22 protein-coding genes are annotated in these 21,881 nt (G+C 54.5%); 9 read left to right on the top strand and 13 right to left on the bottom strand.

Features of this window, described 5'->3' with window-relative positions:
- The first annotated feature begins 21 nt into the window (after nt 1–21).
- Nucleotides 22–978, top strand: coding sequence for a polysaccharide deacetylase family protein (locus P349_RS03650; RefSeq protein ID WP_032650723.1), 957 nt, complete (start codon nt 22–24; stop codon nt 976–978).
- A 24-nt stretch (nt 979–1,002) separates the two neighbouring features.
- Here the strand turns inward: P349_RS03650 and P349_RS03655 are convergent, their stop codons facing one another.
- Genes P349_RS03655 through rfaD form a run of 6 tightly spaced genes read right to left on the bottom strand, consistent with a single transcriptional unit; the run spans nt 1,003 to nt 7,191 of the window.
- Nucleotides 1,003–2,217 (bottom strand): O-antigen ligase family protein, encoded by a 1,215-nt coding sequence (locus P349_RS03655; protein ID WP_032650724.1) that lies wholly within the window; start codon nt 2,215–2,217, stop codon nt 1,003–1,005.
- On the bottom strand, nt 2,205–3,113 hold the full coding sequence (locus P349_RS03660) for a glycosyltransferase family 2 protein (RefSeq protein ID WP_032650726.1): 909 nt from the start codon (nt 3,111–3,113) through the stop codon (nt 2,205–2,207). Before P349_RS03660 ends, P349_RS03655 begins: the two co-directional genes overlap by 13 nt.
- A gap of 5 nt (nt 3,114–3,118) precedes the next feature.
- The gene (locus P349_RS03665; RefSeq protein ID WP_032650729.1) at nt 3,119–4,219 is read right to left on the bottom strand and encodes a glycosyltransferase family 9 protein; all 1,101 of its coding nucleotides are present in this window, start codon (nt 4,217–4,219) and stop codon (nt 3,119–3,121) included.
- Nucleotides 4,220–4,222: 3 nt separating this feature from the next.
- Nucleotides 4,223–5,206 carry a lipopolysaccharide heptosyltransferase RfaC gene (gene rfaC / locus P349_RS03670; protein ID WP_032650731.1) on the bottom strand — a complete coding sequence of 328 codons (984 nt, stop codon included), beginning with the start codon at nt 5,204–5,206 and terminating at the stop codon, nt 4,223–4,225.
- 3 nt (nt 5,207–5,209) lie between these two features.
- Entirely contained in the window at nt 5,210–6,256 is a 1,047-nt protein-coding gene (rfaF, locus tag P349_RS03675; RefSeq protein WP_032650733.1) for an ADP-heptose--LPS heptosyltransferase RfaF, read from the bottom strand.
- A gap of 2 nt (nt 6,257–6,258) precedes the next feature.
- Nucleotides 6,259–7,191 (bottom strand): ADP-glyceromanno-heptose 6-epimerase, encoded by a 933-nt coding sequence (gene rfaD, locus P349_RS03680; RefSeq protein WP_024906618.1) that lies wholly within the window; start codon nt 7,189–7,191, stop codon nt 6,259–6,261.
- A gap of 215 nt (nt 7,192–7,406) precedes the next feature.
- Between rfaD and kbl the strand changes: the two genes are divergently transcribed.
- Both kbl and tdh read left to right on the top strand, forming a co-directional pair.
- Nucleotides 7,407–8,603 carry a glycine C-acetyltransferase gene (gene kbl / locus P349_RS03685; protein ID WP_032650736.1) on the top strand — a complete coding sequence of 399 codons (1,197 nt, stop codon included), beginning with the start codon at nt 7,407–7,409 and terminating at the stop codon, nt 8,601–8,603.
- A 9-nt stretch (nt 8,604–8,612) separates the two neighbouring features.
- Nucleotides 8,613–9,641 (top strand): L-threonine 3-dehydrogenase, encoded by a 1,029-nt coding sequence (tdh, locus tag P349_RS03690; RefSeq protein ID WP_032650737.1) that lies wholly within the window; start codon nt 8,613–8,615, stop codon nt 9,639–9,641.
- A gap of 27 nt (nt 9,642–9,668) precedes the next feature.
- On the opposite strand, the gene P349_RS03695 is transcribed toward tdh, so the two are convergent.
- Both P349_RS03695 and P349_RS03700 read right to left on the bottom strand, forming a co-directional pair.
- Nucleotides 9,669–10,583, bottom strand: coding sequence for a hypothetical protein (locus P349_RS03695; RefSeq protein WP_032650738.1), 915 nt, complete (start codon nt 10,581–10,583; stop codon nt 9,669–9,671).
- A 15-nt stretch (nt 10,584–10,598) separates the two neighbouring features.
- Nucleotides 10,599–11,804: a glycosyltransferase gene (locus tag P349_RS03700; protein WP_032650739.1), complete on the bottom strand. Its 1,206-nt coding sequence runs from the start codon at nt 11,802–11,804 to the stop codon at nt 10,599–10,601.
- Between the two features lie 205 nt (nt 11,805–12,009).
- Between P349_RS03700 and P349_RS03705 the strand changes: the two genes are divergently transcribed.
- Nucleotides 12,010–12,810, top strand: a complete 801-nt coding sequence (locus P349_RS03705) for a glycosyltransferase family 2 protein (RefSeq protein WP_032650741.1) — start codon at nt 12,010–12,012, stop codon at nt 12,808–12,810.
- Nucleotides 12,811–12,813: 3 nt separating this feature from the next.
- Here the strand turns inward: P349_RS03705 and P349_RS03710 are convergent, their stop codons facing one another.
- The 3 genes from P349_RS03710 to gpmM are packed head-to-tail and all read right to left on the bottom strand — an operon-like array spanning nt 12,814 to nt 16,587.
- The gene (locus P349_RS03710) at nt 12,814–13,746 is read right to left on the bottom strand and encodes a divergent polysaccharide deacetylase family protein (protein ID WP_032650743.1); all 933 of its coding nucleotides are present in this window, start codon (nt 13,744–13,746) and stop codon (nt 12,814–12,816) included.
- Nucleotides 13,747–13,749: 3 nt separating this feature from the next.
- On the bottom strand, nt 13,750–15,009 hold the full coding sequence (gene envC, locus P349_RS03715) for a murein hydrolase activator EnvC (protein ID WP_229231479.1): 1,260 nt from the start codon (nt 15,007–15,009) through the stop codon (nt 13,750–13,752).
- Nucleotides 15,010–15,042: 33 nt separating this feature from the next.
- Nucleotides 15,043–16,587: a 2,3-bisphosphoglycerate-independent phosphoglycerate mutase gene (gene gpmM / locus P349_RS03720; protein WP_032650745.1), complete on the bottom strand. Its 1,545-nt coding sequence runs from the start codon at nt 16,585–16,587 to the stop codon at nt 15,043–15,045.
- A 246-nt stretch (nt 16,588–16,833) separates the two neighbouring features.
- Here gpmM and P349_RS03725 point away from each other — a divergent pair, with 246 nt between their 5' ends.
- From P349_RS03725 to cysE, 5 genes are all read left to right on the top strand, one after another.
- Nucleotides 16,834–17,265 (top strand): rhodanese-like domain-containing protein, encoded by a 432-nt coding sequence (locus P349_RS03725; RefSeq protein ID WP_023309913.1) that lies wholly within the window; start codon nt 16,834–16,836, stop codon nt 17,263–17,265.
- Between the two features lie 11 nt (nt 17,266–17,276).
- The gene (grxC, locus tag P349_RS03730; protein WP_008502715.1) at nt 17,277–17,528 is read left to right on the top strand and encodes a glutaredoxin 3; all 252 of its coding nucleotides are present in this window, start codon (nt 17,277–17,279) and stop codon (nt 17,526–17,528) included.
- 32 nt (nt 17,529–17,560) lie between these two features.
- Nucleotides 17,561–18,028: a protein-export chaperone SecB gene (gene secB, locus P349_RS03735; protein WP_003860835.1), complete on the top strand. Its 468-nt coding sequence runs from the start codon at nt 17,561–17,563 to the stop codon at nt 18,026–18,028.
- Nucleotides 18,028–19,047, top strand: a complete 1,020-nt coding sequence (gene gpsA, locus P349_RS03740) for an NAD(P)H-dependent glycerol-3-phosphate dehydrogenase (protein ID WP_032650747.1) — start codon at nt 18,028–18,030, stop codon at nt 19,045–19,047. Before secB ends, gpsA begins: the two co-directional genes overlap by 1 nt.
- A gap of 74 nt (nt 19,048–19,121) precedes the next feature.
- Nucleotides 19,122–19,943, top strand: coding sequence for a serine O-acetyltransferase (cysE, locus tag P349_RS03745; RefSeq protein ID WP_008502718.1), 822 nt, complete (start codon nt 19,122–19,124; stop codon nt 19,941–19,943).
- A gap of 32 nt (nt 19,944–19,975) precedes the next feature.
- Here cysE and trmL read toward each other — a convergent pair whose 3' ends face one another.
- Both trmL and P349_RS03755 read right to left on the bottom strand, forming a co-directional pair.
- Nucleotides 19,976–20,446: a tRNA (uridine(34)/cytosine(34)/5-carboxymethylaminomethyluridine(34)-2'-O)-methyltransferase TrmL gene (trmL, locus tag P349_RS03750; RefSeq protein WP_032650750.1), complete on the bottom strand. Its 471-nt coding sequence runs from the start codon at nt 20,444–20,446 to the stop codon at nt 19,976–19,978.
- A gap of 45 nt (nt 20,447–20,491) precedes the next feature.
- On the bottom strand, nt 20,492–21,832 hold the full coding sequence (locus P349_RS03755) for an MFS transporter (RefSeq protein WP_032650753.1): 1,341 nt from the start codon (nt 21,830–21,832) through the stop codon (nt 20,492–20,494).
- Nucleotides 21,833–21,881: the final 49 nt, after the last annotated feature.

Raw genomic sequence — 21,881 nt, 5'->3', positions numbered from 1 at the left:
TTCCTGTCTTGCGGACTCATTATGAACAAACCAGCGTTTATCATCACAATTGATACTGAGGGCGATAATCTCTGGCAAAATCACCGCGTCATTAAAACGGAAAACGCGCGCTATCTGGCTCGGTTCCAGACGCTTTGTGAGCGTTTCGGCTTTAAGCCCGTGTGGCTGACCAATTACGAGATGGCGATCGAGCCCGTTTTCATTGAATTCGCCAGGGATGCGATCGCCCGTGGTCAGGGCGAAGTGGGAATGCACCTCCACGCGTGGAATAGCCCACCGGAGCACGATCTCACGGGAGATGACTGGCGCTGGCAACCTTATCTGATTGAATTTTCAGATGAGGTGATGCGTGAAAAAGTGCTGTTCATGACCCGCCTGCTTGAAGAGACCTTCCAGACCAAAATGTTAAGCCACCGTGCCGGACGTTGGGCATTTGATAGCCGCTACGCAAAATTGCTCGTTGAACTGGGTTACCAGGTGGATTGCTCCGTGACGCCGCGGGTGAACTGGCGCAATGCGAAAGGCGCCCCGCAGGGTAATGGCGGAACGAATTATCAGCATTTCCCTGACCACGCCTATTTTATGGATTTAGATAATATTTCCCGGGCGGGCAATAGCCCATTACTCGAAGTGCCGATGAGCATTCAGTATAAACACCCGGCCTGGTTGAACACGATCAAACAGGGTTACGACAGGCTTCGCGGTAAATACCGCTCACCCTCTGTTAACTGGCTAAGACCGTCCGGTGGGAATGCGGCGCAGATGATTCAGGTCGCACAGCAATGCCTGTCTCAGGGAAGTGAGTACGTGGAGTTTATGCTTCATTCGTCGGAATTTATGCCTGGCGGAAGCCCCACATTTAAAGATGAGGCGGCGATCGAAGGGCTGTATCAGGATTTAGAAACGCTCTTTAGTTGGTTATCCGATAAGACGGTGGGGATGACGCTGGCGGAGTTTTATCAATACAAAAGAAAATAATGCCCGCGACGCGGGCATTATCACTTATTGATGTTGTCTGGTTTGCGAGAAAAGTGTGCTCAGCGCAAACACGGTGACAAAGAAGATTAAGGCTTCTGAACTCAACAGTATGACGTCCGTCAGGCCATAGAGTAATAAAAGGAGCATGGTCGTCAGCAGCAGGCCATTTCTGTTTTTAAGCGCGTAAGCTATCATCGATATATAGAAAAAGAATAATATCGCTAGCCCTGGGATCCCCTGCAGAGAATATTTTTCGATAAACTCATTGTGCAGATGTATCCTAAGAAATCCGAGTGCGGAGACCAGGTGGGGATGTCCCTCTTTAACATAATGCTGTGTCCAAACCTCGCGATCTTCAATTGACTGCCCTAGTGGGTGAGAAAGTCCGTTCTGAATACCGACTATCCACATGGAAAAACGCGCTCCGAGTGACGTGGCGTCGTAGCCTTTTTGGTATCTTTCCAGTTCCATCTGCGTTTGATCTATCTTTGGCGAGATCAAGGGTTTGTAACTAACAATAACAATACCCGCCACGATACATGAGAAAATTAGCATCGATTTAAGATGAATTCTTCTGAAGTGGTAAAGGGTGAGAACAATCGCCAGAAGCAAATATAGCCCCATTGCGGCGCGTGTTCCTGTAAAAAGGATAACAAACCAGGAAATTAAGATGGTGAGACCCGCGACAACATACAGTTTTCTGTTTTTTTGAAGATAAAGACTGTATACCAGCGCCAGTGACAGTACAGAGTAAACATAGGCCGAAACGGTAGGGCGATTTATGGCCATCTCAACACGATCCACACCCTGTGTCGCCTGCCACAAGCCATAACCGGTGGCCAGGACAAACCCCGCACTTACCGCAAACAGGAAATATTTCTGGAAAGAAGTTTTATCGACGTAACTTTTAAACCGGTCAAGGTAGAAAACGAGAATGCTTGCTAAAATCAGTTTCTTACTGGCACCAAGATAATCGCTATAAGCGTTTAAACCTTCGCTATGATATTCATACACCATATACCAGATAAGGTTGAACAACCCTACCAGCAAAATGGGTAATGCGATAGAAAAGGGACGCAGTGTGATTTTTTTATATTCGCAAGCTAAACCGATAATACTGGCATAAATTGCAATATAGAAAAATTCCCGTTGCTTACCTGAACTCAGCAGCGCCAGCGCAAGCGCAATAAGGCTCAAAACCAGCGTAAGCTGATAAAGCCGCAGTTTTACTTTTTCCATAATGCCTCAATGACCCTTTTTTTGTAGCTGAAACGTACATCTCTGGAGAAGAAGAAAGAGAAAGAATAAAGTTCTTTTACCCGCTGTTTAACCAGTTTGAGTTGCATCTCGGTCAGATGTTGCCGGTGGTTACTGTAGATATCAAACCAATGACAATTAATAAGATGTTTGAATAATATCGGGAATGCTTTTTCCATCTGTAAGGTGCATTCGATAAGCGTAGCGATTTTACTGGCATCGAGTCGGCTCGACAAACTGTCGCTACGTTTGATGTAATAATAGAGTCCCTGACGCTGATAAACTATTTTACTCGATTGCATCAGCATGCCGGGAAATACGGCGAAATCTTCATAGCAGACCATCGAAGGAATCGGGTTGCTTACGTACAATTTCCGATGAATGAATTGCCCGATGAGATGTGCCTGAAAATCTTTGTGTTGCAGGAACCGTTTTATTGCCTCATGTTGTGACAAAGCAACAGGAGCGAACCCCTGCCAGTCGGCGGTGATTTTTTTGGTGTCGCGAATTTCCAGCAGGCGCGTCAGGAGCATATCAGGGCGCTCTGTTTTGAGGAACGTCACGGCGTCCCTGATGCTGCCCGGTTTCAATCGGTCATCGCTATCCAGCATGGTGATGTATTCACCTGAGGCCAGCGAGAGGGCACTGTTTCGAACATGACCTACATTACGGTACTCAACGTATCGGGATTGCGCATTCGGAAACGCTGGCAGCCACGCCTCAATAATATCCTGTGTTGAGTCATTTGAACTGTCGTTAAAGATAATGACCTCTACATCATCGCCCGCGCCATCAATCGCGTTTTGCAGGCTTTCTAGCGTGGTGTGAAGCGTATCTTTGGCGTTATGCGCGGCAATAATGATGCTTAGAAAAGCCATAATAATCAGTTTCCCTGAGCATCAAAGGCAGAATTTGCTGTTGGCAGCCCGCAAATGAAATGTTTGAGTTCGTCCAGCGATTCGTCTGTTACCGCGAAGAGTTCTTCCCGGCTCTGTGAGAAGTAATATCGTGTTTCAAAAACATACGAGCATATATTGGCATCGTTGCCAATCAGCAACACGTTGCCAAGCGGACGCTGCTCGTAGTGGCAACACGGCCCGAACAGTAAGATGACCGGCACGTCCACCGCATCGGCGATGTAGACATTTCCTGAGTCAGACGCGATATAGCAGTCCATCTTAGAAATGGCCCACGGAAGCTCTTCCAGCGAGAGCTTGCCAATCAGATTAATAAAGTTGGGCAGTTCACCGTAGGCGCGGGTGATATCATCCATCCACGATTGTTCATTTGGGGCACCAAACACGTAAAACTCGCAGGGCAGGTCGGCGAGGTGATCGGCAATCCGTTTCCAGATGCCTGGTGGAACGGTTTTCGCTTTGTTCCCTGCGGCGATACTGATGCCAATGCGGATAACGCCCGGTTTATCGAGGATTGCCGGATAGGTCGCGGGTTTAAACAGTGGCTTTGTGGCGTGCTTGGGAGAGTCTTGCCAGCTCAGAGCGCGATCGGCCAGTTTCAGATAGTTCGTGACCGACAGCGTCTTTCTACCGTGTTCAACAGTCCCGTCCGCCGTTGCATAGAAAATACCGTGATACCATCTGCGCGTGTAAGTGCTTAAAAACTGTTTGTTTTTAGCATTACACACGGAGGCGAAAAAGAGGTTCACACTGTTAGGTTGCAGGAGATAGACATTGTCATAGCGGTTCATGATCCGGCAGGCAAAGACCAGCTTTCGCCACAGGTTACGCTTATGCTGCTCGATAAAAAAAATCTCGTCGATCGTCTCATCATGCTTCGCCAATGCACCCACGCTACGACTGACGAGCACGTCGCTTTTTTGCAGGTATGCCAGGAGGGGCGTTGCATTAACAAAATCGCCGATTTTTGCTGTCTGAATGACCAGGTTTTTACCTGTCTCTTTGCGGAACAGCTTCCGGATGAGTTTCACCGGAAAGAGTAAAATCAGCAGAAATACGTAACTCATGCGTTAGATATCCCTGTTGGAAAGCCAACGGCTGCCCTGTAAAAATGAAAAAATAGCATCTGCGCTGATATCCTTCGTTTGCTGGGTCGGGCTGACCATCTGATGCTGGTTTTTACCGTAACCCCCGATCAATCCAGGATCGGTCGGACCAAAAATCGTAATATTCGGACGATCCAGCGCCGCGGTTAAATGGCTTAAGCCAGTATCAACGGAAACAACAGCATTCGCCCCCGCCAGCTGCGCTGCAACCTGTGCCAGGGTTAGTTTCGGCAATACCTCGACGTGCGAAAAGCCTGCTGCCAGACGCTCTGCGCGCTGCCGCTCATGTTCGGCGCCCCACGGGAGTTTAATATGGATGCCGGTAGGTTGCATTAGTTCAATCAGGCTTCGCCAGTGCGTTTCCGGCCAGTGTTTATCATCACGCGTTGTGGCATGCAGGAAGACAAGATAAGGCTGAGCACCGGGATCTGTATTGCACAAAAAGTGCTGCGCGATGGCGTAGTCGCCCTGGGTTTCCGGTTTCGCATACCCCAGGCTTTTTGCAAACAGCTCGCGGGTACGTTCGACGGCATGCTGTTGCTTTGCGATGTGGTGGCGGCGGTTATAGAACAGGCTCGCCAGCGGTTCGCGGGCGGTGTGCCAGTCCATCCCGTGCTTTACACCGTGTGCCAGACGCGTCACCAGCGCAGCGCTTTTCACCAGCCCCTGGGCGTCGATGATGGCGTCGTAACGCTGTGCCTGCACCGCCTCACGGAAGGCTTTGCGTTCGGCTTTAATCGGCGCGGAGAACCACGCTTTGCGCCAGCGGCGAATCGCCACCGGGATCACGCGGTCAACCGCTTCATGCCAGGTGGGGATCTGCGCGAAGCCCTCCTCCACCACCCAGTCAAAACGAATGCCGGGAATGGCCCGCATGGCGTCCGTCAGTGACGGCAGCGTATGCAGAACATCGCCCATCGAAGAAGTTTTAACGATCAGTACCCGCATTCGTTATCCTTCTTCGCTCAACAGCAGCTCGTTAAGCTCTTCGAGAACGCGCGCTGGCGTAATGTCGATCAGGCTCTGATGGTAGCCTTCTGCGGCATCGCCTTTGCGCACTTTGTGGTAGCCGGTGATCAGGCGGATGACGCGCGCTTTATGAGAAAGCGGGGGCGTGAAGTCCGGGCTACTTGGGCCATACAGCGCCACCAGCGGGCGGTTGAGCGCGGCAGCGACGTGCATCAGGCCTGAATCGTTGGTGACCACCGCTTTACAGGCGGCAATCAGAATCACCGCCTGTTCAAGCTGCGTTTCTCCCGCCAGGTTGCGGCACCAGGCCTGCTGTTCATTACTGAGCGTCGCGAGAATTTCGTTGCCAGCCTCGTGGTCTTTTGCCGAACCGAACAGGACAATCTGGTAGCCTTCGTCAATCAGCTGTTTCGCCAGCTCCGCATAGTGATAGTGCGGCCAGCGTTTTGCCGGGCCGAACTCGGCGCCTGGGCAGAAGCCAATCATCGGACGTTCAGACGACAGACCAAACGCGTTACAGGTCTGGGATTTTTCACCGTCGTTAACCTGAAGCTGGGGCCAGAGCAGCGGCTGCGGAAGATCTTTCGCACTGCGCATCACGCCTTTGTCATAGGCCAGCGCCACATAGCGTTCCACCATCAGCGGCCAGGCTTCTTTATCCAGCACTCGCGCATCGTTCAGCAGACCGTAGCGCATTTCACCGCGCCAGCCGGTGCGATGTGGGATACCCGCAAAGAAGGGCACCAGGGCGGATTTGAAGGAGTTTGGCAGGACATACGCGCGATCGTAGCGCTTCTCGCGCAGGCTATGACCGAGCTTGCGGCGTTCGCCGATTTCCAGCGCCCCGTGGCCGAGCGGCATCGGGATGGCTTCATTGACTTCCGGCATACGCGACAACAGCGGACGGCACCACGCGGGTGCCATCACGTCGATTATCGCCTGGGGATAACGCGCCTTGAGCGTGCGATAGAGACTTTGCGACATCATCATGTCGCCCACCCATGACGGGCCGATCACCAGAATTCTCATACTTACGCGTCGCGGTTCAGCCAGGCCATATATTCCGTTACGCCTTCGGCAACGGTCTTGAACGGCTTGTCATAGCCTGCGGCGCGCAGGTTGGTCAGATCGGCCTGCGTGAACGCCTGATAACGGCCTTTCAGTTTTTCCGGGAACGGAATGTACTCGATGCTGCCTTTTTTGTGATACGCCAGCGTGGCGTCAGCCACCGCCTGGAAGGACTCCGCGCGGCCGGTACCAAGGTTGAAGATGCCGGATACGCCGTTTTCCCAGAACCACAGGTTTACGGCCGCAACGTCGCCCACGTAAACGAAGTCGCGCTTAAAGCCGTCGCTGCCTTCGAACAGTTTCGGGCTTTCGCCGTTATTCAGCTGGGTGTTCAGGTGAAACGCTACGCTTGCCATGCTGCCTTTGTGGCCTTCACGCGGTCCGTAGACGTTGAAGTAGCGGAAGCCGACGATCTGCGAGTTTGCTTCTGGCAGCACCTGACGCACGTACTCGTCGAACAGGAATTTAGAGTAACCGTAGACGTTCAGCGGCTGCTCATACTCGCGGGACTCGATGAAGTCCGAGGTGCGGCCGCCGTAGGTAGCTGCGGAGGAGGCGTACAGGAACGGAATTTCACGCTCCAGGCAGTAGTGCAGGATCTCTTTAGAGTACTGATAGTTGTTGTCCATCATGTACTTACCATCCCACTCGGTGGTGGAAGAACACGCACCTTCGTGGAAGATGGCTTCAATCTCGCCGAACTCTTCGCCTGCCATAATCTGGATAAGGAAGTCTTCTTTATCCATGTAGTCAGCGATGTTCAGATCCACCAGGTTGACGAACTTGGTGCCGTCTTTCAGGTTGTCAACCACCAGGATGTCGGTGATGCCTTTGTCATTGAGAGCCTTGACAATATTACTGCCGATAAAGCCCGCGCCGCCGGTAACGATGATCATAACTGTAACCTTTGAAGTGTGAAGCCCGGGGACAATCCCGGACGCTAATGTCTCTATCATATCATTAGTATGGCTGCCCTTCAGCCATTCACCTTCACAGCGCAGGGGTACGCGTGATTTATGCTGCAAAAACGACAAGAGATGACGTGTCATCTCGTCATGAACTATAGGTTTGGGTAATATGTCCCGAAATTTGCCGAGTCTGGAGAATTGCAATGCGTGGTGATTTTTACAAACAGTTAAAAAGCGACCTCGACACCGCACGTGCGGAAGGGTTGTTCAAGGAAGAGCGTATTATCACGTCTGCCCAGCAGGCGGACATCACCGTTGCCGACGGCAGCCATGTGATCAACTTTTGTGCGAACAACTACTTAGGTCTTGCGAATCATCCTGAGCTGATTGCCGCTGCAAAAAACGGCATGGACACCCACGGTTTCGGCATGGCCTCCGTACGCTTTATCTGCGGTACGCAGGACAGCCACAAGCAGCTTGAGCAAAAGCTGGCGAGCTTCCTCGGAATGGAAGACGCGATTCTGTACTCCTCCTGCTTCGACGCCAACGGCGGTCTGTTTGAGACCCTGCTCGGCGCAGAAGATGCGATTATCTCCGACGCCCTGAACCACGCCTCCATCATCGACGGCGTACGCCTGTGTAAAGCGAAGCGTTTCCGCTACGCCAACAACGACATGGTTGAGCTGGAAGCGCGCCTGAAAGAGGCTCGTGAAGCGGGTGCTCGCCACGTACTGATCGCCACCGACGGCGTGTTCTCCATGGACGGCGTGATCGCTAACCTGAAGGGCGTGTGCGACCTGGCGGACAAATATGACGCGCTGGTGATGGTCGATGACTCTCACGCGGTCGGCTTTGTCGGCGAAAACGGCCGCGGTTCTCACGAATACTGTGACGTGATGGGCCGCGTGGACATTATCACCGGTACGCTGGGCAAAGCGCTCGGCGGCGCGTCCGGCGGCTATACCGCCGCGCGTAAAGAGGTGGTTGAGTGGCTGCGCCAGCGCTCCCGCCCGTACCTGTTCTCCAACTCCCTGGCACCGGCCATTGTCTCTGCTTCTATCAAAGTGCTGGAGATGGTGGAGTCTGGCGCTGAGCTGCGCGACCGTCTGTGGTCTAACGCTCGTCTGTTCCGTGAAAAAATGAGCGCCGCAGGTTTCACCCTGGCCGGTGCTGACCACGCGATCATTCCGGTGATGCTGGGTGATGCGGTCGTGGCGCAGCAATTTGCCCGCGAGCTGCAGAAAGAAGGGATTTACGTCACCGGGTTCTTCTTCCCGGTGGTGCCAAAAGGTCAGGCGCGTATCCGCACCCAGATGTCTGCGGCGCATACGCCTGAACAAATTGAACGTGCGGTGGAAGCCTTTACCCGCATCGGCAAACAGCTGGGCGTCATTGCCTGAGGACGTGTGATGAAAGCGTTATCCAAACTGAAAGCGGAAGAAGGGATTTGGATGACCGACGTGCCGGAACCGGAAGTCGGTCATAACGATCTGCTGATCAAAATTCGTAAAACGGCTATCTGCGGTACTGACGTTCACATCTATAACTGGGACCAGTGGTCGCAGAAAACCATTCCGGTACCGATGGTTGTCGGTCACGAATATGTCGGCGAAGTGGTGGGTATCGGCCAGGAAGTAAAAGGCTTCAAAATTGGCGACCGCGTCTCTGGCGAAGGCCATATTACCTGCGGTCACTGCCGTAACTGCCGCGGCGGGCGTACTCACCTGTGTCGTAATACCATTGGCGTGGGCGTGAACCGTCCGGGCTGCTTCGCAGAATACCTGGTGATCCCGGCCTTTAACGCCTTCAAAATCCCGGACAATATCTCTGACGATCTGGCCTCCATCTTCGACCCGTTTGGCAACGCGGTGCACACGGCGCTCTCCTTCGACCTGGTTGGTGAAGACGTGCTGGTCTCCGGCGCGGGCCCAATCGGCATCATGGCCGCCGCCGTGGCGAAGCACGTGGGTGCGCGCAACGTTGTGATCACCGACGTGAACGAATACCGTCTGTCGCTGGCGCGCAAAATGGGCGTCACCCGCGCGGTAGATGTCTCGAAAGAGAGCCTGACCGACGTGATGGAAGAGCTGGGCATGACCGAAGGCTTTGACGTGGGTCTGGAGATGTCCGGTGCGCCACCGGCGTTCCGCACCATGCTCGACACCATGAACCACGGTGGCCGTATCGCGATGCTGGGGATCCCGCCGTCAGATATGTCTATCGACTGGAACAAAGTCATCTTCAAGGGGCTGTTCATCAAGGGCATCTATGGCCGCGAGATGTTCGAGACCTGGTACAAGATGGCGGCGCTGATTCAGTCCGGTCTGGATCTGTCCCCAATTATTACTCACCGTTTCTCCATCGATGAGTTCCAGCAGGGCTTCGACGCGATGCGTTCCGGCCAGTCAGGGAAAGTTATTCTGAGCTGGGATAAGTAATCAAAAAGGGGCCTGCGGCCCCTTTTTTCACTGATTCTTTTTCTCTTCGTCCGTCAGGTAACGCACCTTGCGGGTGTAGTCCTGTCCTTTGAACAGCAGTTTGTTATCCGGTGATTCAAGATACTTCTGCCATTCGGAGAGAGGGAAACCGCCGTGCGCGCCAATCACCTCTTTCGGTACAACGGCTTCCTGGCCGCCGATCTTCTTGGAGACCGGCCAGTTCATCCAGTCACCCAGGTTAACCGTTTTTAGATCCAGCATGTCCAGCAGCGCGGCGAGCGGCAGTTGATCGGTTGGCGGCTGCGTGTCGTCCATCAGCTCCCAGGTATCCTGGAACAGCGTCAGCCACAGCGGGCAGATACGGCGCCAGGTTTTTTTGGTTGCCGCAAGAAACGCGCCGTTAACGTGATCGACCAGATACGGGCGCACCGTCTCTTTGTAATATGCTGGTACTTTCTCCGCAGGCGCACCTTCCAGCTTGGCAATCATTTTGCCCTGACGGAAGCTGGAGTAGATGTGCATATCGGCCATGTTGATCTCGGGCATCTTGAGCAGGTTGAGATCGGAATCGATCATCAATACGCCTTCACCGCGCGCCTGCAGCGGGGCATTCAGCTTCACCAGACGGCTGAGGTAGATCTGCTTATAGCGGTAACCTTCCTCCCGTACCGGAAGGTTAAGCGTCACTACGCGGGTTTTAGGCGGCAGTACCCCAAAGGCGGATTCAGGCTGATCGCTGACGATGACGATCTCGCTCACCCCGGTGGCATAACGTTCCGCGAAGGTGGCAGAGAGTAATGCTTCTTCGACGAAATCTGCACCGGTACACGGGATCACAATAGAATCCACCGCAGCAAGTGCGCCCGTCACGGGCAGAGAGCGATAAGGAATGTTGTGTCGCCCGGTGATATGACGATAGCGAGCATTAAGAAATTTAAACATAGTTATCTCGTTTGGTTAGTGCGCGCCAAGCACGGCTTCGACACCGCTGACATAGTTTTCAATGGCATAGGTCTGACAGACGTTCTGGTATGCAGCCGCAGCCAGTCGAGCCCGCAGCTCCGCGTCTGCCCAGATATTGTCCAGATGCTGTGCAAGCTGTGAAACATCGCTCCAGGGGAAGAGTAGCCCTGTCGAATCATGGTCAATCAACTCCGCCGTGCCGGTCACCTGAGATCCAATCACGGGGATATTGAGAAGCATCGCTTCCAGCACCACGCGAGGCAGCCCTTCGCTTTTTGAGGCGAGAATAAAGGCGTCAAACGTAGCAAGGTAATCAAACGGGGTATTCTGAAAACCGGTGAAAATGACGTGGTGTTCAATTCCCCGCGCTCGGGCCTGTTCCGCTAAAGCGCGGCGTTCGCCACCTTCGCCAACCAGCACCATTTTCCATTTTGCCTGTGGATGCTTCTGGCTGAACTGTGCTAGCGCCTCCAGCGTGTGGTGGTTGGCTTTGCGAGGGATTAACGACCCGATACTGCCGAACACAAACGTGTCGTCATCGATGTTCAGGCGCTGGCGCATCGCGCATCGGTCAGGTAAAGGCTGGTGGATGTCGATGGCATTATTGACCGTCGTACACAGTTCGGGCCGGACGCCATGCTGAAGCAACACGCGTTCAACGCCATGCGAGACGGCGATGATTTTTGTAGCATGGGCATTAACCAGCTTCACCAGTGGTGGTGTCAAAACAGGTTCAATGCGGCAGTGCTGAATCAACCGTGCCTGCAGTTTTGCCGCCGCGAGATAGCCTTCCTCATTTGAACCTGGCTGGTTATTCATATAGAGCGTATCGAAACCGCCCTGCGCGAAAAGTGTTTCGATTTTGCTGACGTTAGGCCTGATGCGCCACATGATATCCACATGACGTGTCCATGCCTTGCGGGCACCGCGTGAGAAAAACAGCAGGCTACGTCCCGCTTCTTTCAACAATTTGGCCCAGACCGGCTGCTGATGTTGAGGGATCACGATGAGCGGGATGCCGATGCCGTTGAGCACCTGGCCAATTGTCTCACCTTCAGCACGACTATAATCACTGTAAAAACAACAGGTAATGTCGAATTTATCGCGATTGATCCGCTTCAGGAGCTCAAGCATACTGTTGGTGCCTCCCCCCCATTCTTTACCCGTATCCAGGAGGAGAATTTTACTTTTGTGCGGCATGTCTGAATCCGTGTGCTACCCTTCATCTGACTGCATTATAAAGAATCTGTTGAAATAAAATAGATTTTTCTATTTTATTGCGATTCAGGATTAGACAAAATTTCAAGCGTGCTTATTTGAAAAGTGTGATTCCGGACTTTAATCGTCTCTACTCATTTATATAGTATTTATAATATTAATTTAGGCTGCTATTGAGAGTGGAAAAATGTTTAAAATAACGGTCTGCTTATTAACATTTAATTCTGAAAGATTATTGCATGATGTTATCCCGCCTCTTTTAAAAATAGCGGATGAAATTGTCGTCATCGATTCAGGCAGTACGGACAAAACACGATATATTTGTGAAAGCTTTGGACTGCTACCCGTCTATAAAAAATTTGGCTGGCATGGCGAGCAGATGAACCATGCCGTATCCTTAGCCACTAACGACTGGGTTCTGTGCATCGACAGCGACGAAATTCTTGACCAGGAAACGGTTAATGCCGTTTTAACGTTAAAAGCAGGTGATGAGCCAGACCCCGGAATGGCATGGCGAATATGCCGCCACTGGTTTGTTCTGGGTGAAGAAGTCCGGACGATTTATCCTGTTTCATCCCCCGATTATCCTGTACGTCTCTTTAACCGCAAACAGTCCCGGTTTAATAACAGGCCGGTGGACGATCAGGTCGAAGGTTTTCTCCGTTGTGCATGTATTCCGGGCTATGTAAAACATGATACGTTTCCCACATTGCATGAGCTTTTTAATAAATTAAATTGTTATACAACCCGCCTGGTTCAACATCAAAAAATACGGCCCTCTATCGGACGAGGCGTGATCAGCGCCATCGGGGGTTTTTTCAAATGGTATCTGTTTAGCGGCGCCTGGCGTCAGGGCAAAGTGGGGGTGGCGACGGGACTGTATGCCACTGCCTACAGCTTTTTGAAGTATTTCAAATCCTGGTATCAGCATCAGGAGAAAAAAGAGTCCGTTGCTAACGAGCAGACGGACTCTCAGATTGCGAAATAAGCGTCAGGCTTTCTTACCCCATCCCTGCCACTGCTGCTGGACGTATTTCACCAGCGTGCTGTTACTGATGCTGTCTCCGATAACGGAGAAGAAGCGGGTCGCGTAGACCGGTTCAGGCGGCTGCTTCGGTACACAGCGCTTCACGCCGCGGAACGGATTACGCGGTGTAGTCGGGACGGGCTGCGCAGAATTCGGCGTAGAGGTATCCACCTGCGGTTCGTTCAGCAGATCGCTCGGGCGTACCAGCGTGATATCGGCAGGCAAGGTCGGCAGCATTTGTTGCAGGACGCGGACGGTCGACGGGTGCGGGTGACCGATGGCAATGGCCGAGCCATTACGGCGGGCCAGCTGTACCGCGCGATTGAACTGCACGCGAATATCAGCTTCGTTCTGGGTATCATCCAGGAACACCTTACGCTTAATCACCTTTACGCCCGTTCCCTGAGCGGCACGCATCGCCTGGCTGTTGCCGATGGTCATGCTGTCGAGGAAGTAGAGGTTATAACGCTCCAGCGCCTGCATCACTTTGAGCATCCCGTACAGGCTGGAGGTCATCGCACTGCCCATGTGATTGTTCAGCCCAACGGCATACGGCACTTTGTTGTAGGCGTCGCGGATGATGCGCTCGATCTCCTCGCTGCTCATATCCGGGCGCAGGGTATCTTTTTCCAGCGGCTGCTTGCTGAGCGGTGCCATGGGCAGGTGGATGAGAACCTGATGACCGCTGCTGTGGGCTTTGGTCGCCATCTCACGCGCGTGAGGGGCATTCGGAAGGACGGCGACAGAGATGGCCGACGGCATCGCCAGCACCTGATTTTCATAGTGTGGACGATAACCGAAGTCATCAATCACGATAGCGAGTTTACCTGCATATACCGGTGCAGCCAGCGCCAGCGCGCTGACGACGGAGAAAACGATTCGACGAAATTGAAGCAAAACTTATCTTCCCAACCACGGCTGTGGATTGACCGCCTGACCCTGACGACGAATTTCGAAATAGAGTGACGGGCGGCCCTGACCGCCACTGCTGCCCACAAGGGCGATGGGTTGGCCGGCGCGCACCTGTGTGCCGACACTGACCAGCGCGCTCTGGTTGTAGCCGTAAAGACTCATATCACCTTTACCGTGTTCGACCACCACCACCAGTCCGTAACCCTGCAGCCAGTCGGCCAGAATCACGCGGCCATCGGCAATGGCTTTCACTTCGCTACCTTCAGACGCACCGATAACGATCCCTTTCCAACGTAGCTCACCCTGCAGCTGTTCGCCATAGCGATGCAGAATTGAACCACGAACGGGCCAGAAAGCCTGGCCGCGAGGAGAGCCCAAACCGCCGGTACGCGACATCAGGGAACGTTCGCTTTCGCTTGGCTTGTAGGTGGTCCCTTTGCGGGACGCTTCCTGCTGCTTATCGCGAACGGCCTGCGCCTCGCGAGCCTCTTTTTCGGCGCGCGCTTTCGCCGCCGCTTCTGCACGGGCGATGCTGTTACGCAGTTTTGATTCGTTGGCGCGCATTTCGCTTAGCTGGCTTTGACCCTCCTGAATGGAGGATTCAAGGCCGGAAAGGGTTTTCTTACGCTCGTTGCGAGCCTGCTCAAGCTTCGCCTGCTGGGCCTGCTGATCGTAAAGCAGCGTCTGCTGCTGGCTCTGCTTTTCTTCCAGCTCGGCTTTTTGCGTGGAGACCTCTTCGCGCGTCTGCTTCAGCTGCGCGATCGTCTCCTGACGCGCCTGGTTGAGATAGCCAAAGTAGGCCTGCAGGCGCTGGCCGCGCTGGCTCTCTTCGCCGCTGAGGATCAGCTGGAGTCCGGTATGTTCACCCTGGCGGAATGCGGCATCAAGCTGTGCGGCAAGATTGCGCTCCTGCGCATCGCGCTGGCGCTCCAGTTTGGCAATTGACGCGTTCATCTCGTCGATTTGTTTATTCAACTGGGCGAGGGTGTTTTGCGTTTCTCGGAGTTTACGCGTGGCGGCGGAGATCGCCTCTTCCTGCTGCTTGAGCTGGGCGAGCAGGGCGGAACGCTGCTGCTGCTGCTGGCGTACCGCACGCTCTTTGGCGGCGATATCAGCCTGAATAGATTTCAGCTGGTCGCGGTCATCCGCATGGGCGGATGCGGCGCACAGCAATACGCCAGCGCTGAGTGCGCTGGCGTAAAACAGAGGTCTGACTGATAACCTAAGCGGCTTCACGACCCATGTGATTGAAAAAATCGCCTTTCCCCTCATGGGGAGCGATTATTCCACGATGAACAGCGGCTTACCAGTCATCTCTTCAGGGATCGGCATCCCCATCAGCGACAACATGGTTGGTGCGATGTCAGAAAGCTTGCCGCCTTCCACTGCTTTCAGTGATTTATCACCGACATAAATCAGCGGAACCGGCAGGTTGGTGTGGGCGGTGTGCGCCTGGCCGGTCGCCGGGTCGCGCATCTGTTCAGCGTTACCGTGATCCGCGGTGATCAGCAGCTGGCCGCCAACGGATTCAACCGCTTTCGCAACCTGCTCAACGCAGTGGTCCAGCGCTTCAACCGCTTTCACTGCCGCTTCCATCACCCCGGTATGACCGACCATGTCACCGTTCGGGTAGTTACAGATGATGGTGTCGTACTTACCGCTCTTGATGGCCGCAACCAGTTTTTCAGTCAATTCTGCAGAGCTCATCTCTGGCTGCAGATCGTAGGTGGCCACTTTCGGGGAGTTGATCAGAATGCGGTCTTCGCCTTTGAACGGCTCTTCAACGCCGCCGTTAAAGAAGAAGGTGACGTGCGCGTATTTTTCCGTTTCGGAAATACGCAGCTGCGTTTTGTCGTTCTTCGCCATCCACTCGCCGAAGGTATTGGCCAGCGAGGCGGGTGGATACGCGCATGGGGCTTTGATGTCTGCCGCGTATTCGGTCAACTGGATGAAGTCGAGTTTCACCACTTTCTTACGGGCAAAACCGTCGAAGTCGCTGTTGACGAACGCACGGGTGATTTCGCGCGCGCGGTCAGCGCGGAAGTTCATGAAGATCAGCGCATCGCCGTCTTCCATGGCGGCATCAGCCTGGCCTTCAGCACGGATCACGGACGCTTTCACGAATTCGTCATTTTCATCACGTGCATAAGCCGCTTCCAGGGCCTCAACGGCGGTCGCGAACTGGAATTCCCCTTTTGCCAGGGTCAGCAGGTCATAGGCCTGTTCAACGCGATCCCAGCGGTTGTCGCGGTCCATAGCGTAGTAACGGCCAATGATGGACGCTACGCGGCCTTTGCCCAGCGCGGCGAATTTCTCTTCGAAGGCTTGCAGAGAGCCTTTTGCGCTGCGTGGTGGCGTATCGCGACCGTCCAGGAAGGCGTGCAGATAGATTTTTTCCGCACCGCGCTCAGCGGCCAGTTCAACCATCGCCATGATGTGATCTTCGTGGCTGTGCACGCCGCCTGCAGAGAGCAGGCCCATGATGTGAACGGCCTTGCCAGCGGCAACGGCTTTATCAACCGCGCCAGACAGCGTTGGGTTGGAGAAGAAGGTGCGTTCTTTGATTTCAACGTCCAGACGCGTCAGGTCCTGATACACAATACGCCCGGCGCCCAGGTTAACGTGACCGACTTCGGAGTTGCCCATCTGGCGGTCCGGCAGGCCCACTTCCAGGCCAGACGCGTCAATCAGCGTATGCGGACGTTTTGCCCACAGGGCATCCATGACCGGAGTTTTGGCGTTGAAAATAGCGTTATCCTGGCTGTCTTCACGGTAGCCATAGCCATCCAGAATCACCAGTACCATAGGTTTTTTAGAAACCGACATTGCGACAACCTCATGCTCAAGAGTCAAAATTTGCGTAATTTTACTACAGCTGAATCGATCAAATAGCCGCAGAAGATCAAAGAAAGCGCAGGGGCAAGGTGCTGACCAGACCATTTTGAGGCATTTTTTAGGTGGCATGCCGCAGAAAATGGATTAGGTTAGGGTCGCTGGCTGTATTTGCCAGAACGCACAGGTATACTCCTGTCCTGGTTTTTTTTATCACTTAGTCGGGAGTAGTTACCCTCCATGCAAGAAATTATGCAATTCGTTAGCCGCCATCCGGTTCTGAGCATCGCGTGGATTGGCCTGCTGGCTGCTGTGCTGTTCACCACATTTAAGAGCCTGACGTCTAAGATTAAGGTTATCACCCGTGGTGAAGCGACGCGTCTGATTAACAAAGAAGATGCCGTCGTTGTCGATCTGCGTCAGCGTGACGATTTCCGCAAAGGTCACATTGCGGGCGCAATCAACCTGTTGCCAGCTGAAATCAAAGCGAACAACGTCGGTGAGCTTGAAAAACACAAAGCCCAGCCGATTATCGTTGTGGATGCGACCGGCATGCAGGCACAGGAATCTGCCAGCGCGCTTCATAAAGCAGGCTTCGAAAACGTAACGGTGCTGAAAGAAGGTATTTCCGGCTGGAGCGGGGAAAATCTTCCTTTGGTGCGCGGTAAATAAGGAGTTCAGTCATGGCCCATATTGAGATCTATACCAAAGCGACGTGCCCGTTCTGCCATCGTGCGAAAGCGCTGCTGAACAGCAAAGGCGTCACGTTCCAGGAACTGCCGATCGACGGTGACGCGATTAAACGCGAAGAGATGATCCAACGTAGTGGTCGTACGACGGTTCCACAGATTTTTATTGATGCGCAGCACATTGGCGGCTGTGATGACTTGTATGCGCTCGACGCCCGTGGTGGACTCGATCCGCTGCTGAGCTAAGAGACTTTAGGACAATTAAAAAGGGTATTTCCATGTCAGAACAAAACAACACCGAAATGACTTTCCAGATCCAGCGTATCTACACCAAGGATGTCTCTTTCGAAGCGCCAAATGCGCCACACGTTTTCCAGAAAGATTGGCAGCCAGAGGTTAAACTTGATCTGGATACCGCATCTACCCAACTGGCAGATGACGTGTATGAAGTCGTGCTGCGTGTGACCGTTACCGCGTCTCTGGGCGAAGAAACTGCATTCCTGTGTGAAGTACAGCAGGGCGGCATCTTCTCTATCGGCGGTATCGAAGGCAACCAGATGGCGCATTGCCTGGGTGCGTACTGCCCGAACATTCTGTTCCCGTATGCGCGTGAATGCATCACCAGCCTGGTTTCTCGCGGTACATTCCCGCAACTGAACCTTGCGCCAGTTAACTTTGATGCGCTGTTCATGAACTATCTGCAGCAGCAGGCTGGCGAAGGTGCTGAACAACATCAGGATGCCTGATGAGCACTGTTAATGCGTCAATGACTGTGATCGGTGCCGGTTCATACGGCACCGCTCTTGCTATCACGCTGGCAAGAAATGGTCACGACGTGGTCCTGTGGGGCCACGACCCAAAACATATCGCTACGCTGCAGCGCGATCGTTGCAACGTCGCGTTTCTCCCGGACGTTCCGTTCCCTGACTCCCTGCACCTTGAAAGCGACCTTGCGACCGCGCTGGCGGCCAGCCGCAACATTCTGATTGTGGTTCCGAGCCATGTCTTTGGCGACGTACTGCGTCAGATTAAGCCGCTGATGCGCCCGGATGCGCGCATTGTCTGGGCGACAAAAGGACTGGAGGCCGAAACCGGACGCCTGCTGCAGGACGTTGCCCGCGAAGCGCTGGGTGATGAGATCCCGCTGGCGGTCATCTCCGGCCCGACCTTTGCCAAAGAGCTGGCTGCTGGCCTGCCGACGGCGATTTCGCTGGCTTCCACCGACCAGGCCTTCTCCGACGATCTCCAGCAATTGCTGCACTGCGGCAAGAGCTTCCGCGTCTACAGCAACCCCGATTTTATCGGCGTGCAGCTGGGCGGGGCGGTGAAGAACGTGATTGCGATTGGCGCCGGGATGTCAGACGGCATTGGTTTTGGTGCCAATGCGCGTACGGCGCTGATCACCCGCGGGCTGACCGAAATGTCCCGCCTGGGCGAAGCGCTGGGTGCCGATCCGGCCACCTTTATGGGGATGGCAGGCCTGGGCGACCTGGTGCTGACCTGTACCGACAACCAGTCTCGTAACCGCCGCTTTGGCATGATGCTCGGACAGGGCAGCGATGTAAAAGGCGCGCAGGAGAAGATTGGTCAGGTGGTTGAAGGCTACCGCAATACCAAAGAAGTCCGCGAGTTGGCACACCGTTTCGGTGTCGAAATGCCAATAACCGAGGAAATTTATCAGGTATTGTATTGCGGAAAAAATGCGCGCGAGGCAGCATTGACCTTATTAGGTCGTGCGCGCAAGGACGAGCGCAGCAGTAATTAGTCGGAACCGTTGTCATCTGAATGACCCAGCCAGCGCAGAACTGGCTGGTCATTAACTATCGTCTGGAGTAAGCAATGCCGTGTGAAGAACTGGATATCGTCTGGAACAATATTAAAGCCGAAGCCCGGGCGCTGGCCGACTGTGAGCCTATGCTGGCCAGTTTCTACCACGCAACGCTACTCAAGCACGAAAACCTCGGCAGCGCGCTCAGCTATATGCTCGCCAACAAGCTGGCGTCCTCGATCATGCCTGCTATCGCCATTCGTGAAGTGGTGGAAGAGGCTTACGCCGCAGACCCGGAAATGATCGCTTCTGCCGCCTGTGATATCCAGGCCGTGCGCACGCGTGACCCGGCGGTCGATAAATATTCTACGCCGCTGCTGTACCTGAAAGGCTTTCACGCTCTACAGGCTTATCGTATCGGCCACTGGCTGTGGAATGAAGGCCGCCGTGCGCTGGCGATCTTCCTGCAAAACCAGGTTTCCGTGACGTTCCAGGTCGATATTCACCCGGCTGCGAAAATTGGCCGTGGGATCATGCTCGACCACGCCACCGGGATTGTCGTCGGGGAAACGGCGGTGATTGAAGATGACGTCTCGATCCTGCAGTCGGTTACCCTGGGCGGTACCGGGAAAACCAGCGGCGATCGCCATCCGAAAATTCGTGAAGGGGTGATGATTGGCGCGGGCGCCAAAATCCTCGGCAATATCGAAGTCGGGCGCGGCGCGAAGATCGGTGCAGGCTCCGTGGTGCTCCAGCCTGTGCCACCGCATACCACTGCCGCTGGCGTACCGGCGCGCATCGTCGGTAAACCAGACAGCGATAAGCCGTCCATGGACATGGATCAGCACTTCAACGGCATTCACCATACGTTTGAGTATGGTGACGGCATCTGAGATTTTGCCCGGCGGCGCTGCGCTTGCCGGGCCTACCTTAGAATAGCGCCAGGATAACCCAGCTGGCGCCATGCTTCATACACCACTACCGACACCGCATTCGACAGGTTCATGCTGCGGCTGTCCGGCATCATCGGAATACGGATTTTCTGCTCGGCGGGCAGGGCATCCAGGATCGTGGCCGGCAGGCCGCGGGTTTCCGGGCCAAACATCAGATAGTCACCTGCCTGATAGCTTACGGCGCTATGCGCTGGCGTGCCTTTGGTGGTCAGGGCGAACATGCGCTGCGGCTGCTCGGCTTCCAGAAACGCGGCGTAATCATGGTGGCGAATAACGGCGGTAAATTCATGATAATCCAGCCCTGCGCGACGCAGACGTTTGTCGTCCCACGTAAAGCCCATCGGCTCAATGATATGCAGACGAAAACCGGTGTTGGCACACAGGCGGATGATATTGCCGGTATTTGGCGGAATTTCTGGTTCGAATAAAACGATGTTAAGCATGCTGCCCCCTTAATTGCGGGGGCAGAATAGCAGAAAAGAGAGGAACTACGCGACGCCGGGTTCCTGCGAGCGGCTGTACAGCATTTTGTAGACGGTTGCCGCAGCGGCCACCAGGGCGGGCACGCTGAGGATCATTAAAATACTGTCTGCCTGCCACTGCATCGAAAGAAGCTGGGCGCTGGTCATGGTTCCCGCCACGCCGCCAAAGCGGCCGATCCCCTGCATCCAGGCGATGCCCGTCGCGCGGCACTCGGTGGGGTAAAAGGTGGCGGCCAGAGTCTGCATGCCCGACTGCGCGCCGTTCATCGCGATCCCCATCAGGAAAATCAACCCGCCAAACAGGGCGATATGGTTATGCTCAATGCCGAGCAAAAGAATAAGGCCCATCGTTAGCACGAAACCACACGCAACCACCCTGTGCGCTTCCCAGCGGTCCATCATCCAGCCCGCAAGCAGAATGCCGGCGGTGCCGCCGAAGGTGAACAGCGAGGTGAGCCAGGCGGATTCCGCCAGCGCATAACCCATCCCCTGCATCAGCGTTGGCATCCAGCTCAGCAGGACGTAGTAGATGACCAGCCCCATAAAATAGGTCACCCACAGCATCAGGGTGCCGGGCAGCCAGGGCATGGAAAACAGCTGCGACACGCTCCCTTTTTTAGACGCGATTTTCTCCTCCGCCAGGAAAAAGCCCGTGACGCTCTCCAGCGTGCCGCGGGCGAACCGGCTGGCAATGCGGCGGACCTGCATGACGTCTTTCCCGCGCTGCACCAGAAACTTCACGGACTCCGGTAAAAACAGCCCCAACAGCAGCGTTAAAATCAGCGGCGCAATTGCGCCGGTCAGCAGCACGCTTCGCCAGCCGTGGTGGGGGATAAGCCAGGATGAGATCGCGCCACCGCCCGCCGCACCCAGAGGGAAGCCGCAGTACATGGTATTAATCGCCATGGCGCGGCAGCGCTGGGGGGCGAACTCTGAGATCAGCGTAATGGCGTTCGGCATGGCGGCGCCAAGCCCCAGGCCCGTCAGAAAGCGCCACAGCGTCAGGGTATTCAGACTTTGCGCCCAGGCCGTGCCCAGGCTTGCCAGGCCGAAGAACAGACACGAAAAGACCAGCACGCGCTTGCGCCCCATCCGGTCCGATACCGGACCTGCGATCAGCGCGCCCAACGACAGCCCCAGCAGCGCTGCGCTCAGCACCGGCCCCAGATCCTGTTTGTGTATCCCCCATTCTGCCGACAGCGTAGGCGCAATGTAACCCATCGCTGCCGTATCAAAGCCATCGATCGCCAGAACCAGAAAGCCCAGCACAATGAGCAGCCAGTGAAATCCTGAAAAGCGACTTTCATCGATCACCTGCTGAATATCCACCTTACCTGAATACGCCATACGCTCCACTCCGATCTGATGTTGTTTTTGTGTTCTTGTATTTGCTTGT

Origin of the sequence: Enterobacter sp. DC4, assembly GCF_000568095.1 — a bacterium.
Classification (GTDB): Bacteria; Pseudomonadota; Gammaproteobacteria; order Enterobacterales; family Enterobacteriaceae; genus Enterobacter; species Enterobacter pseudoroggenkampii.
The sequence above is the reverse complement of the archived record's forward strand: the minus strand, read 5'-3'. Positions and strand labels throughout refer to the sequence as shown.